This window comes from Chlorobium sp. N1, from assembly GCF_004332115.1.
In the GTDB taxonomy this organism is placed as follows: domain Bacteria; phylum Bacteroidota; class Chlorobiia; order Chlorobiales; family Chlorobiaceae; genus Chlorobium.
The window spans coordinates 90,280-102,979 of record NZ_SJPA01000003.1; the positions used below are offsets into that span (position 1 = coordinate 90,280).

The window sequence follows — 12,700 nt, forward strand, 5'->3', positions numbered from 1 at the left end:
AATTCCCTGATTCCACTATGAGTCTAGTCCTGGCTGTATACGGCAAAGGCGGCATCGGAAAGAGCACGACCAGCGCCAACATATCCGCGGCCCTCGCCCTCAAGGGCGCCAAGGTGCTCCAGATCGGCTGCGACCCCAAGCACGACAGCACCTTCCCCATCACCGGGAAGCTGCAGAAGACTGTCATCGAGGCCCTCGAAGAGGTCGATTTCCATCATGAGGAGCTCACCGCCGAGGACGTGATCGAAACCGGTTTCGCCGGCATCGACGGTCTCGAGGCGGGCGGTCCGCCGGCCGGCAGCGGTTGCGGCGGCTACGTGGTCGGCGAATCGGTCACCCTGCTCCAGGAGCTCGGTCTCTACGACAAGTACGACGTCATCCTCTTCGACGTGCTCGGCGACGTGGTCTGCGGCGGCTTCAGCGCCCCGCTCAACTATGCCGACTACGCGATCATCATCGCCACCAACGATTTCGACAGCATCTTCGCCGCCAACCGCCTCTGCATGGCCATCCAGCAGAAGAGCGTCCGTTACAAGGTGAAGCTGGCCGGCATCGTGGCCAACCGCGTCGACTACGCCAAGGGCGGCGGCACCAACATGCTCGACCAGTTCGCCGAGAAGGTCGGTACGCGCCTGCTCGCCAAGGTGCCCTACCACGAACTCATCCGCCGCAGCCGTTTTGCCGGCAAGACCCTGTTCGCCATGGAAGACACGGAGGAGGGCAAGGAGGAGTGCCTGCAGCCCTACCTGCAGATCGCGGAGGATCTTCTCTCCCAGGCCCCGAAGTCTTCGGTGCCGGTTCCGATCGGCGACCGCGAGATCTTCGACATCGTCGGCGGCTGGCAGTAAGCGCAGCGTTTCCAGTAGAAGCAATAAACCCCGCAGTCGCGGGGTTTTTGCTTTGGGGTGTTTCGGGGTGCCTCAGTCGGCTTTCTTCGCGTACGCCTCGTATTTCTTTTTGAGGGTGTCGGCGTTTTCGACCGATACCCACTCTCCCTCCTCATAGGATTTCAGGATGTCGGCTTCGTAGGTATCCAGTTCCGGGTGTTCCTGCGGCCGGTTTCGGCGGAGCGCTTGTCAGATGGAGCAGCCATAGCGGCAGGTGATGGCGCCGCCTTCCTCTCGGATATCGGCCTTGATTTTCACGTTGGGATTCACGAGCTGCTCGAGCAGGTAGGTGAAGGTGCCGAGGTAGAAGCTGCCGACCACCGGGACGGAGGGGTGGGTCACCACGACGGTGATGGAGGGCTTCCTGCCTGTGGTGTAGGTGAACTCGCCGCTGCCGGCGAAGGTCCAGGCGTTCTTGCTGATGGCGAAGAGGAAGAGGCTGAAGGCGGGTCCCGCGGGAAGGATCTTCAGCAGTTTCTGGAAGAGGCCGGGGATGCGGACCCTGAGGAGGTACTGGGCCGTGCGGCTTCCGGACTCCTCGAGAATCGCGCCGGTCTTCTGCGAGCCGATCTCCCGGTCGAGGGCGGTGACGAGCGCGTGGAATTTCGACTCCTCGACCATCTCCGTGGGCAGGTTGCCGATGAGGTGCCCCTGGCCGATCTTCCTCAGGAGCTCTTCGGCCTGTTCCTTGCCGAATGAGGCTTCAAGCGCGGCTGCGGTCTGTATGATGGAGTTCGGGCCTATGCGGAAGGGAGTGTTGCTCATTGGTGGGGTGTTGGGTGTGTTGTGATTCCGGGAAAGATGATGTCGATGTCTTCGGCTGTCCACTGGGCCCGGACGCGCACGTTTCCCTCATGGACTGCCGACGGGTCGGCAGGGGTGAAGGGGAAGAGTGTTCCCGGGTAGGGCTGCGCTGCGCAGGCTCCCCCCTCGTTCGTTCCGGAGGGGATGAAGGCGCTGAGCCGGTAGCTGCCGGGAGGCAGGGCGGGGAAGGAGTAGGCGTAGCTGCCGGTGCTGTCCCTCCGGGCCTCTGTGCGCCAGACAGGGGTTCCTGCGCTGCTGCCGGCGGGAGTCGAGCCCCTGGCCTCCACGATGACCGGTCCGCGGGGGGCGCGGCAACGTCCGGTGATGCTGCCCATGTCGTCGGGTCCCGCGGCCGTGAAGCGCGAGAACATGAGGGTATGGCTTCCGGGTCTTGCCTTGAGGCCGTTGACGACAGCCGAGTCCACCGCGGCGCGGTAGGTCGTGCCGGGTCGAAACCCGTCAGCAGGGCGGATGGTGAAGGTTTTCGCGTCGATTTTATGCAGCAGGCAGTCGAGCGATGCGGGCGAGTCGCTGCCTTCGACCGAGATGCTCGCCGCGCTCTGTACGACGGCTGCCGGAACGGGGCCGGAGAAACGGAGCAGGACGGCTTCGGGACTGCAGGGCAGGGCGGCACCCTGGTATCCGGGACGGCTCCTGTCGGAAGGACTGAAGGTCACGCTGAGCGGAGGTTTCGTGACGTTTCTCCGGGTGGGCCAGAAGCTGATCTCGCCGCCTTCTCTGCCGGCGGGGCTGATGAGGGAGGGGCCGTTCGTGTCGAGCCGGCCGGTCATGACGGTGATGCGGCGGCTTTCGATCGCTCCGGTGCTGCTGTACCAGTCGAGGACCGGTACGGTCTTGCCTGTGCGCGGATTGCGGATGACGACGGACGAGGGGTTGAATGTCGCAACGTCTACCGGCCGGGTGAAGGTGAGGTCGAGGATGTTCCGCTCGATCGGGCGGCAGGCGACGAGGTCGCTCGTTTCGCTGTCGATGCCGCCCATCCTGATGAACTGCCTGGTGGTGTCGGGCTGCACTATGGCCGTCGTCGTGAGGCCGATCTCCTCGGTGTGGCGGTTCCAGCGCATGTCGCCGTTACGGTCGTTGATTGCGACGAGGCTGTAGGAGCCCGCCCTGAGGTGGGGGAAGCTGAAGTTGCCCGAGCCGTCGCTCTGCGCCAGGTAGTCGGCGGTGGCGGTGCGCATGTTCGGCGCCTTCGCTCCGCCTTCCGGCTGGCGGAACGCCAGGACGATGGCCGACGCGGAGGGTGACATGTCCTCATTGAAGATTCTGCCGCGCACGAGACAGGTGTCGAGCCGGGGGCCGGTCGAGAAGGGGAGGGTGTAGCCGCCGAAAAGTCGTTTGCCGAGGGTGATGACATAGGTCTGGTCGGGCTTCAGCTCGCTGAAGATGTCGATCTCACCCTCTCGGCCGTTCACCGTGACATGGTAGTTGTCGACTGCCGGCGAGAAATGCAGCGAGTACAGCAGCTCCCTGGCCGTCGTCAGGTGGCTGAAGAGGAAGCGGATCTTGCGGGGCGAGACGTTGACGGCCCCTGAATCCGGATCGGAGAAGTAGATCGTTGTGGGGGTCGGGTCGGGCGGTCCTCCCGATGGCGGCCTGTCGGAAGCGCAGCCCGCGGCGCCGAGGGCAAGGAGAAGGATCAGGAGGGCTTTTGGGATGTGCGTTGTACCCTTCATGTGCGTTGAGTTCAGTTGACGCCCCGGCCCGGCTAAATTGTATGTGACGATGAAAATTCGTAAATTAAAAACTATAGTAGTTCTATGAAAGGTTTTGGTGAAAAAATATAGATCGATTGTCCCTTAGATGTCCAGACGAAACCATAAGGTTCTTTATGTCTCCGGCGAAGTTTCCCCATTTGTAAGAACCAGTGCCCTGGCCGACTTCATGGCATCATTCCCCCAGGCCCTCGAGGAGGAAGGTTTCGAGGCCCGCATCATGATGCCGAAATACGGGACCATCAACGACCGGAAGTTCCGCCTTCACGACGTCCTCCGTCTTTCCGACATCGAGGTGCCGCTCAAGGAGCGCACCGACCTGCTCAATGTCAAGGTTACGGCCCTTCCCTCGAGCAAGATCCAGACCTATTTCCTCTACAACGAGAAGTACTTCAAGCGCAACGGCCTCTTCACCGACGTCTACCAGGGCAACGACCTGAAGGGCAACACCGAGAAGGTCATCTTCTTCAACGTCGGCGTTCTCGAGACCCTTGTCCGGCTCGGATGGAGGCCGGACATCATCCACTGCCACGACTGGTACGCCTCGCTCATTCCCCTGCTTCTCAAGACGGTCTACCGCGACCATGAGTTCTTCCGCGGGATCAAGTCCGTCCTGACCATACACAACGCCTACCGCCAGGGGGTCCTGCCCTTCAAGGTGTTCGAAAAGCTCCTGCCCGACGAGGTTACCGGCTCGCTCCACCGCAGCGGCGAGAACGTCAATATGCTCTACACCGGCGTCGAGAACGCCGACATGCTGACGACCACCTCGAAACGCCATGCCGGGGAGATCGTCCGCGACGAGGTTCCGGGCTGCGGCCTCGGCGAGGTTCTCGGCGAGCGAAAAGATGAGCTGCACGGCATTTCTAACGGCATCGACACCCGCCAGTGGAACCCCTCGACCGACAAGCTGATCAAGAAGCGCTTCGGCGCAGACCGGCTGGAGGGCAAGCTCGAAAACCGCGCGGCTCTCGGACAAGAGGCCCGTATGGAGCTTGAGGAGGGCTGTCCGGTGGTCGGCGTCATCATGAATTTCGACGACTACCAGGGCGCGGCGCTCATCGAAAAGAGCCTGAAGAAGCTCGCCGCCCTCGACATCCATCTGCTCATCTGCGGTTCGGGTGACAAGAAATACGAAAAGTCCTTCAGGGAGTTCGCCGAAGCCCACCCCGACCGGGTGAGCCTCAGTACCGACTGCCCCGACAGCTTCCTGCACCTGGCGATTGCCGGTCTCGACATGCTGGTGATGGCCGGCAGGATAGAGGCGTGCGGCATGCTCCAGATGTTCGCCATGAGCTACGGCACCATTCCTGTCGTCTATGACGGCGGTGGCATCGCCGACACCATCGACGAGGTCGGTGAGGGCGAAGGCAGTGGTTTCATCTTCCGCGACTACACCCCCGATGGGCTCGTAAAGAAGCTCAAGGAGGCCGTCGCCCTCTACGGCGATCAGGAAAAGTGGCAGGAACTGGTGCTTCGGGCGATGTCGCGCGACTTCGCCTGGACGGAGGCGGCCGAAGAGTACGGCAGGCTCTACAGCGAACTGCTCGGGAGCTGAGGGTATGGCAGAAACAGTCAGGGTCCTGTTCCTCGACCGGGACGGGACCATCAACGAGGACATCGGCTCGTACGTTGCCACAAGGCCGCAGCTGAAGCTGATCGACAGGGCTGCCGAGGCGGTCGCCCTGGCGAGGGAGGCCGGGTTCCGCATCGTCATCATCACCAACCAGGCGGGCATCGCCCGCGGCATCGCCACCGTCGAGCAGGTCGAAGACGTCAACCACTACCTGAACGAACTGCTCCGTGAGGCCGGCGGTTTTTACGACCGCTGCTATTACTGCCCCTCGCATCCCGAGCACCCCCATCCCGAATACGACCGGTTCGCCGGCTGCCGCAAACCCGAGACCGGCATGGTCGAGCGCGCCATCGCGGATTTCCGTGCCGAGGGACTCGCGGTCGACCGCGGGAACTCCTTCTTTATCGGCGACAAGATGATCGACGTCGAGTGCGGACTGCGCGCCTCGCTCCGCCCGATTCTGGTCAGGACCGGCCACGACGAAGAGGAGGTCTGCCGGCGGAAGGGCATCATGCCGGAGTTCGTGGCCGACGACCTCTACGCAGCCGTCACCGGCTACATTCTCCGCTGAACCGTTCCGCCCGCCAGGGGCGGATCTCCACCCGACAGGCATGCTGAGCCTCTACGTGCACATCCCTTTCTGCCGGAAGCGCTGTCCGTACTGCGACTTCTATCTCGTCACCGGAACGGGACGGATGGAGGAGTTTTTCCGGGCCCTCCACGAAGAGACGGCCTCGAAAGCCGGCCTGTTGAAGGGTCGGCGGATCGGGGCCGTCCACTTCGGCGGCGGCACCCCCTCGCAGGCGCCCGCCCGCCTCATCGCCGGCTGGCTCGATCAGGTATCGGGGATCGGCGTGCTGGAGTCAGGAGCGGAGGTCACGCTCGAAGCCAATCCGGAGGATGCCCTGCACCTCGGGGAGTATTCGGCGGCCGGCATCAACCGGCTCAGTCTCGGCGTGCAGTCGTTTTCGGAGCGGAAGCTCCGCTCGCTCGGTCGGGCGCATGCTGCCGACGAGGCGGCCCGTGCCGTCGAGGACGCCCTCCGGCTCTTCCGTTCCGTCAGTGTGGATCTCATCTGCGGTGCGCCGGGCGAGGACCTTTCAGAGTGGCAGGGGGATGTCCGGCGGGCCGTCGAGCTTGCGCCCAACCACATTTCCGTCTACATGCTCTCGCTCGAGCCGAAGACCATCCTCCACCGCGACGTGCGTTCCGGCAGGACGGCGGTGCCGGGCGAGGAACTGCAGGCTGCCTGCTACCGCCATGCACAGGAGGCGCTCCCGGCCGCCGGGCTCGCACAGTACGAGATCTCCAATTTCGCCCTCGAGGGGCACCGTTCGCGCTATAACCTTTCGAGCTGGCGGCGGGAGCCCTACCTCGGCTTCGGTCCCGCCGCCCACAGCTTCGTCCGCCTGGAGGACGGGGAGGTCCGCTCGGCCAATACGGCGAGCCTCTCCGGCTATCTCCGTGATCCCCGCTCGGCCGAAGGGTTCCGGGAGGTGCTCACGGAGCGCGAGCGCTTCACGGAGGAGGTCTTCCTTGCGCTCCGGATAAACCGCGGGCTCGATGTTGGGTTTTTGCGAAAAGGGCATAAATTAGGGCATAGGCTGGAGAGCGCCATCCGGGAGTTCGACGCGAAAGGGTGGCTCTTCGAGCGCGACGGCAGGCTCTTCCTCACTTCCGAAGGGTTCCTGTTCGCCGATCTCATCGCCGAAGCGTTCATTCCCTGAGAGTCAACCACCAATGCATCCATGATACACCGGGCACTCAACCGCTCCATCGCTTCGCTGCTTTTCGTCCTCACCGGCGCCGTCTATCTCATGACCATGGCGCCGACGCTCTCCTTCTGGGACTGCGGCGAGTTCATCGCGACCGCCCGCACCCTCGGCGTGCCGCACCCTCCCGGGGCCCCGCTCTTCCTGCTCGTCGGCAGGCTCTTTTCAATGATGCCGTTCGTCGCCGACATCGGCGCCCGCGTCAACCTCCTCAGTGTCCTCTCTTCGGCCGCGACCGTCTCGCTCACCTATCTGGTGATCGTCCGTTTCATCATTCTCTACCGCGGATCGGAGCCTTCGGCGTGGGAGCTGCCGGCCTCCCTTGCCGCATACGGCGGCGCCGTCGCCGGAGCGCTCGCGCTCGCTTTTTCCGACAGCTTCTGGTTCAACGCCGTCGAAACCGAGGTCTACGCCGCCTCCTCGCTCTTCACGGCGCTGGTGGTCTGGATCGCCCTTCGCTGGCACGAGGAGTACCCGCGGGAGGGGCACGAGCGCTGGCTGATGCTGGCCATGTACATGATCGGGCTCTCCATCGGCGTGCACCTGCTCAGCCTGCTTGCCCTCTTCGCCATCGCGCTCGTCTACTACTTCCGCCGCTACGAGCTCACCCCGAAGTCGCTCCTGCTGCTCGGCCTCGGCTCCTCCGCCCTCTTTTTCCTGATCTACATCCTCATCATCATGGGGATCCCCAAGCTCCTCGAGGCGGCCTCATGGGGCGGGCTCCTGGCGCTCGTCGGCCTGCTCGGGTGGGCCGCCTGGCATACCCAGCGGCATCGCATGCCGAGCTCGAACACGCTCGTGATGTCGGTGCTCCTCATCATCATCGGCTACACCTCCTACGGGCTCATCTACGTGCGCGCGCAGGCCGCTCCTCCGATCAACGAGAACAACCCCTCGACCCCAGAGGCGTTCTTCAGCTACCTCAACCGCGAGCAGTACGGCCAGATGCCCATCTGGCCCCGCCGCTGGTCGCCCGAGCCGGTCCACCAGTACTACTACCGCCAGTACTCGGGCGATCTCGACTACTTCCTCTCCTACCAGCTCGACCACATGTACCTGCGCTACCTCGGCTGGCAGTTCATCGGCCGCCAGGACCAGATGGAAGGAGCCGGCGTCGACTGGTCGGCGTTCTGGGGGCTGCCGTTCCTTGTCGGACTTTTCGGGGCGTTCTCGCATTTCCGCCGGCAGTGGAGGATGGGGCTCGTCGTCACCGCCCTCTTCATCCTGACCGGGGCGGCGCTCGTCGTCTACCTCAACCAGACCCAACCGCAGCCGCGCGAGCGCGACTACAGCTACGTCGGCAGTTTCTTCGCCTTCGCGATCTGGATCGGCATCGGCGTCGAGAGCCTCTGGCAGGGTGGCGTCTCACTCCTTCGGAACCCGTCGGTGAAGGCGCGCCTCCTCGTCGCCGCCGGCACGGTCGGCCTGGCGCTTCTTTTCGTCGACGGCCGCATGCTCCTTGCCAACTACCACACCCACGACCGCTCCGGCAACTACGTGCCGTGGGACTGGGGGTGGAACATCCTCGAGAGCTGCCCGCCGAACGCCATCCTCTTCACCAACGGCGACAACGACACCTTCCCGCTCTGGTACCTGCAGGAGGTCGAGGGGATCCGTACCGACGTGCGCGTGGTGAACCTGAGCCTGGCCAACACGGGCTGGTACCTTCTGCAGCTGAAGAACACCTCGCCGAGGGGGGCCGGGCCGATCGGGTTCAGCCTGACGGACGCAGAGCTGCGGGAGATCACCTACGTGCCGATCGAGCCGGTCGAGGTGTCGATCCCTTCGGCCGATGCGGCCCGCGAGCTGCGGCGTGAGGCTTCCGCGCACGCCTTCAGCCTCCCCTCCGCCCCGCTCGACTCCCTGCGGTGGGAGCTGAAGCCGGGCCTCGTCTACCGGGGGCAGGGCTACCTCCGCCCGCAGGATGTCGCAGTGTACGACATCGTGACGACGAACTTCGCCCGCCGTCCCATCTGTTTCGCCCTGACGGTCGACCCCGACGGCATGATCGGCCTCGAGCGCTTCCTCCGTCTCGACGGGCTCGTCTATCGGGTCGTGCCGCTCGAAAGCTCCGATTCCATGAGCTTCAGCGATCCGGCGCTGCTCTACCGGAACCTGATGCAGCGCTACCGCTACCGGAACCTCGGCGATCCTTCGGTCAACATCGAGGAGACCGCCCGCCGCCTCTCGGCCAACTACTCTCCGCTTTTCGTCCGCCTGGCGCTCGAGCTTGGCAGCTCTTCGGGCCCTCCCGTTCCGGTCCTCGACCAGGAGGGCAACGAAGAGCGGGTCGATCGCCGTGAGCTTGCGCTGCGGGTGCTCGACCGCGCCGCCGCCATGCTCCCTCCCGAGCGCTACCCGCTCAACCCGGAGCTTGCGGGCTCGGTGGTCGCGCTCTATGTGCGGCTCGGGGAAAAAGCTCGGGCTTCGGCTTATATTTCGTATCTTGAAAAACTGGGCGGCATGGCGTCGCCATCTTCCGATCCGCGCCTGTTCTTCACGCTTGCACAGGCCTATAGGGCAGTCGGCCGGACGGATGAGGCCTACCGGGTGATCGACACCCTCTCCGATGCTCTCGGGCGGCCGGGCCTCAGAAGAGAGTTTGAACAAATGAAGGAATAATCCCCAATGCAGAGCAGCATTCATCCCACCGCGGTCATCGGCCGCACGGCCGTCCTCGGCGAGGGCGTTACGGTCGGTCCCTACACGGTCATTGAAGATGACGTCACGATCGGCGACGGCACCATGGTCGCGCCCCACGTCCAGATCGCTTCCGGAGCCCGCATCGGTTCCGGCTGCCGGATCCATGCCGGGGCGGTGCTGGCCACCGAGCCGCAGGATCTCAAGTTCAACGGCGAGAAGACCGAGCTCTTCATCGGGGACCGCACGGTCATCAGGGAGTGCGTCACCATCAACCGCGGCACCATGGCCAGCGGCAAGACCGTTGTCGGCTCCGACAACCTCATCATGGCATACGTGCACTTCGGCCACGACTGCGTGGTCGGCAATAATGTGGTGATCGCCAACTCCGTCCAGTTCGGCGGCCACTGCGAAGTCGGCGACTTCGCAGTCGTCGGGGGCCTTGCCGGCATCCACCAGTTCGTGCGCATCGGCCGCTATGCGATGGTCGGCGGTATTTCGCGCGCGGCGCTCGACGTGCCCCCCTTCGTCATGGCCGGCGGCCACTCCTCCTTCCGCTACGAGGGGCTCAATGCCATCGGCCTGAAGCGCCGCGGGTTCACTTCCGGGCAGATCACCCTTATCAGGGACGTCTACCGGGTGCTCTTCCAGTCGGGTCTCCTGCTCTCCAACGGCCTCGAGAAGGTTCGCCGGGAGTTCCCCATGGAGCCCGAGGTCAGGGAGATTCTCGACTTCTTCGCTTCCGGCACCCACGGCAGGAAGTTCATCAGGCCGTTCAACAGCTAAGAGCGTAAAGGGGGGCATATGTCCCAATGGGCCATCGGCATGGATCTCGGGGGCACCGCCCTGAAGGCGGCCGTTGCCGTCCGTGACGGCGACGTTCTCTTTGAGGAGAGTTTTCCGACCGAGGCTTTGCGGGGACCCCGCGCGGTGCTCGACCTTCTCGGCGGTGCGGCTTCCGAGCTTTATCGGCGTGCCGCCTCCAGACTCGATCCGGCGTCCTTTTCCGGCATCGGCCTCGGCGCGCCCGGGGCGGTGGACCGCCTGAAAGGGACCCTCAGCCACCCGCCCAACCTTCCCGGCTGGGAGGTCGTCGAACTGCGCCGCGAGCTGCAGGAGCGGATCGCGGCCGATCCCGGCCTCAGCTGCCCGGTACAGCTCGACAACGACGCCAACGCCGCGGCATACGGTGAGGCCGTCTATGGTGCGGGTCGCTCGTTTCCCGACTTTCTCATGGTGACGCTCGGCACGGGCGTGGGAGGAGGCATCATTCTCGATCGCCGGCTCTACCGCGGACCGAACGGAACGGCGGGGGAGATCGGCTTCATGATCGTCGACTATGCGGGCTCTTCGCTCCATGCAGGCATCCGCGGCACGCTTGAGGGTCTTATCGGCAAGGAACGTATGGTCGAGATGGCGCGGCGCATGATTGCCGACCATCCCGAACGCTCTCTGGTCGCCGACCTCTGCCATGGAGACTGGGCGTCGCTCTCGCCGCGCCATCTCGAGACGGCGGCGCTCGACGGAGACCCCGCGGCGCTGGAGGTATGGAGCCGCGTCGGCTCGATCCTCGGTGCGGGCCTGGCCGGCGTGACGGCGCTCATGGATATCCGCCGCTTCGTCATCGGCGGCGGCATTTCGGCCGCAGGGGAGCTGCTGTTCAAGCCCGCTCTCGCCCAGCTGCGGCGCTCTACCCTGCCCTCCATGCATGAGGGGCTTGCGGTCGTCGGGGCCGAACTCGGCAACCGGGCCGGCACCCACGGGGCGGCCGCCCTCTGCTTCGAGGGTGGATGAGCGGCCGCGCCCTGCTGCGGGAACTGCTCCATCCGCTCTTCCCCGATGTCTGCGTGGTCTGCTCATCGATGCTCCGGGAGGACGAGGATTTTTGCTGCAGCGCCTGCCGGCGGGAGTTCTCCCCTTTTCCCTCCGCCGTCGAGGCAGAGATGATGCTGCGAAGCACAATCGCCCGGCGGATCGGTCCGGAGTTTCTTTTTGACCGGGGATGGTGCCGCTACCTCTTCCACAAGGGGAGTCCGCTGCAGGAGGCGCTGCATGCGATGAAGTACGGCGGCGTACATGCGCTCTGCGCCGTGTTCGGTCGCGAGCTGGGGGAGTGGATGCTTACGGAGGGGAAGGGCGAGGTGCCGTTCGACATCGTCGTGCCGGTTCCCCTGCACCGGATGAAGAAAACGGAGAGAACCTACAACCAGGCCGAAAAGATCGCTGGGGGGCTCTCGGCCGTCATGGGCATGCCGGTCATGGACAGGCTGCTGGTGCGCCGGCGCCGGACCCCTTCGCAGACCGGTCTTGCCGCCGTCGACCGCCTGCGGAACCTTGCCGGAGCGTTCAGTGCTTCGGGGGTTCCCCGTGGGGCCCGGGTACTGCTCGTCGACGACGTCGTGACCACCGGAGCCACCATGTCCGCGGCTGCCGACGCGCTCATGCGGGCCGGGGCGGGTTCGATATCGCTCGCCGCAGTGGCCCTGGCGGCAAAGGAGTAAACGGCATACAATCATGGAACTTTTCTACCTCCCGTCCGCACCGGCGGACCTGGCTCCCTCCTCGCCGATCGAAATCGACGGCGCGGAGTTCCACCACCTCGCCCGCGTCCTGCGCAAGAGGGCGGGGGAGCATATCACGGTGACCGACGGACGGGGGCAGCGCCTGGAGGTCGAGATCCGGGAGGTCGGTAAGCACTCGATGGAGGGGGTCGTGCTCGAGCGCTCTGTCCTGGAGCCTCCTTCGACTTCCGTCACCGTCGCCATGTCGCTGCTCAAGGCACCCGCCCGTTTCGATTTCTTCCTGGAGAAGGCGGCAGAACTGGGCGTTTCGGGCGTCATTCCGATGATCACCCGACGCACGGTCTCGCAGCCTTCGCGCGAGCGGATGGGGGCGAGGATGGAGCGGTGGCGGAGCATCATGCTTTCCGCTTCGCGCCAGTGCGGACGGTTCCACCTGCCCGAGCTGCATGAGCCCCTGGCGTTCGGGGAGGCGGTGCGACTCGATGGCTACGACCTGCGCCTGATCCCCTACGAGGCTTCGGCGGAACCGCCGGAAGCGGACTTTGCGGGAAAAAAGGTACTTTTCCTCATCGGCCCGGAGGGTGGCTTCAGCCCGGAAGAGGTCGATGAGGCCCGCTCGGCGGGACTGCAGGAGATCTCCTTCGGCCGCACCATACTTCGCGCGGAAAGTGCCGGAGTCTTTGCCGCCGCGCTCGTCAGGGCCCGGCTTCTCGACGGACCCCCGGGCCGATGGCTCTGAAGCGGACCGAAGCATCGCCCATAA

The 12,700-nt window shown here is 64.7% G+C and carries 11 protein-coding genes; 9 read left to right on the top strand and 2 right to left on the bottom strand.

The window, feature by feature from the left end:
- The first annotated feature begins 17 nt into the window (after positions 1–17).
- A complete protein-coding gene (bchL, locus tag E0L29_RS05825) occupies positions 18–848 on the top strand; it encodes a ferredoxin:protochlorophyllide reductase (ATP-dependent) iron-sulfur ATP-binding protein (protein ID WP_131356147.1) in 831 nt (276 codons plus the stop codon).
- Between the two features lie 228 nt (positions 849–1,076).
- Here bchL and bchJ read toward each other — a convergent pair whose 3' ends face one another.
- Together bchJ and E0L29_RS05835 are read right to left on the bottom strand one after the other, a co-directional pair.
- Positions 1,077–1,652 carry a bacteriochlorophyll 4-vinyl reductase gene (gene bchJ / locus E0L29_RS05830; protein ID WP_131356150.1) on the bottom strand — a complete coding sequence of 192 codons (576 nt, stop codon included), beginning with the start codon at positions 1,650–1,652 and terminating at the stop codon, positions 1,077–1,079.
- Positions 1,649–3,388, bottom strand: coding sequence for an Ig-like domain-containing protein (locus E0L29_RS05835; protein ID WP_131356153.1), 1,740 nt, complete (start codon positions 3,386–3,388; stop codon positions 1,649–1,651). The genes bchJ and E0L29_RS05835 overlap by 4 nt, the downstream gene beginning before the upstream one ends.
- 127 nt (positions 3,389–3,515) lie before the next feature.
- On the opposite strand from E0L29_RS05835, the gene E0L29_RS05840 reads away from it, so the two are divergent.
- Genes E0L29_RS05840 through E0L29_RS05875 form a run of 8 tightly spaced genes read left to right on the top strand, consistent with a single transcriptional unit; the run spans position 3,516 to position 12,676 of the window.
- A complete protein-coding gene (locus E0L29_RS05840) occupies positions 3,516–4,985 on the top strand; it encodes a starch synthase (protein WP_131356156.1) in 1,470 nt (489 codons plus the stop codon).
- Positions 4,986–4,989: 4 nt separating this feature from the next.
- Complete coding sequence (locus E0L29_RS05845; protein WP_131356159.1) at positions 4,990–5,574, top strand: HAD family hydrolase; 585 nt, start codon at positions 4,990–4,992, stop codon at positions 5,572–5,574.
- A gap of 40 nt (positions 5,575–5,614) precedes the next feature.
- Positions 5,615–6,730, top strand: a complete 1,116-nt coding sequence (gene hemW / locus E0L29_RS05850; protein ID WP_131356164.1) for a radical SAM family heme chaperone HemW — start codon at positions 5,615–5,617, stop codon at positions 6,728–6,730.
- A 21-nt stretch (positions 6,731–6,751) separates the two neighbouring features.
- Positions 6,752–9,397, top strand: a complete 2,646-nt coding sequence (locus E0L29_RS05855; protein ID WP_131356167.1) for a DUF2723 domain-containing protein — start codon at positions 6,752–6,754, stop codon at positions 9,395–9,397.
- Between the two features lie 6 nt (positions 9,398–9,403).
- Positions 9,404–10,201: an acyl-ACP--UDP-N-acetylglucosamine O-acyltransferase gene (lpxA, locus tag E0L29_RS05860; protein WP_131356171.1), complete on the top strand. Its 798-nt coding sequence runs from the start codon at positions 9,404–9,406 to the stop codon at positions 10,199–10,201.
- 18 nt (positions 10,202–10,219) lie between these two features.
- A complete protein-coding gene (locus tag E0L29_RS05865) occupies positions 10,220–11,209 on the top strand; it encodes an ROK family protein (RefSeq protein ID WP_131356174.1) in 990 nt (329 codons plus the stop codon).
- A complete protein-coding gene (locus E0L29_RS05870) occupies positions 11,206–11,916 on the top strand; it encodes a ComF family protein (RefSeq protein WP_131356178.1) in 711 nt (236 codons plus the stop codon). The genes E0L29_RS05865 and E0L29_RS05870 overlap by 4 nt, the downstream gene beginning before the upstream one ends.
- Positions 11,917–11,929: 13 nt before the next feature.
- Positions 11,930–12,676 carry a 16S rRNA (uracil(1498)-N(3))-methyltransferase gene (locus tag E0L29_RS05875; protein WP_131356181.1) on the top strand — a complete coding sequence of 249 codons (747 nt, stop codon included), beginning with the start codon at positions 11,930–11,932 and terminating at the stop codon, positions 12,674–12,676.
- Positions 12,677–12,700 lie beyond the last annotated feature (24 nt).

Coding starts and splice junctions, on each gene's coding strand:
- bchL (WP_131356147.1), top strand. CDS start 18: ATGAGTCTAGTCCTGGCTGTATACGGCAAAGGCGGCATCGGAAAGAGC.
- bchJ (WP_131356150.1), bottom strand. CDS start 1,652: ATGAGCAACACTCCCTTCCGCATAGGCCCGAACTCCATCATACAGACC.
- E0L29_RS05835 (WP_131356153.1), bottom strand. CDS start 3,388: ATGAAGGGTACAACGCACATCCCAAAAGCCCTCCTGATCCTTCTCCTT.
- E0L29_RS05840 (WP_131356156.1), top strand. CDS start 3,516: ATGTCCAGACGAAACCATAAGGTTCTTTATGTCTCCGGCGAAGTTTCC.
- E0L29_RS05845 (WP_131356159.1), top strand. CDS start 4,990: ATGGCAGAAACAGTCAGGGTCCTGTTCCTCGACCGGGACGGGACCATC.
- hemW (WP_131356164.1), top strand. CDS start 5,615: ATGCTGAGCCTCTACGTGCACATCCCTTTCTGCCGGAAGCGCTGTCCG.
- E0L29_RS05855 (WP_131356167.1), top strand. CDS start 6,752: ATGATACACCGGGCACTCAACCGCTCCATCGCTTCGCTGCTTTTCGTC.
- lpxA (WP_131356171.1), top strand. CDS start 9,404: ATGCAGAGCAGCATTCATCCCACCGCGGTCATCGGCCGCACGGCCGTC.
- E0L29_RS05865 (WP_131356174.1), top strand. CDS start 10,220: ATGTCCCAATGGGCCATCGGCATGGATCTCGGGGGCACCGCCCTGAAG.
- E0L29_RS05870 (WP_131356178.1), top strand. CDS start 11,206: ATGAGCGGCCGCGCCCTGCTGCGGGAACTGCTCCATCCGCTCTTCCCC.
- E0L29_RS05875 (WP_131356181.1), top strand. CDS start 11,930: ATGGAACTTTTCTACCTCCCGTCCGCACCGGCGGACCTGGCTCCCTCC.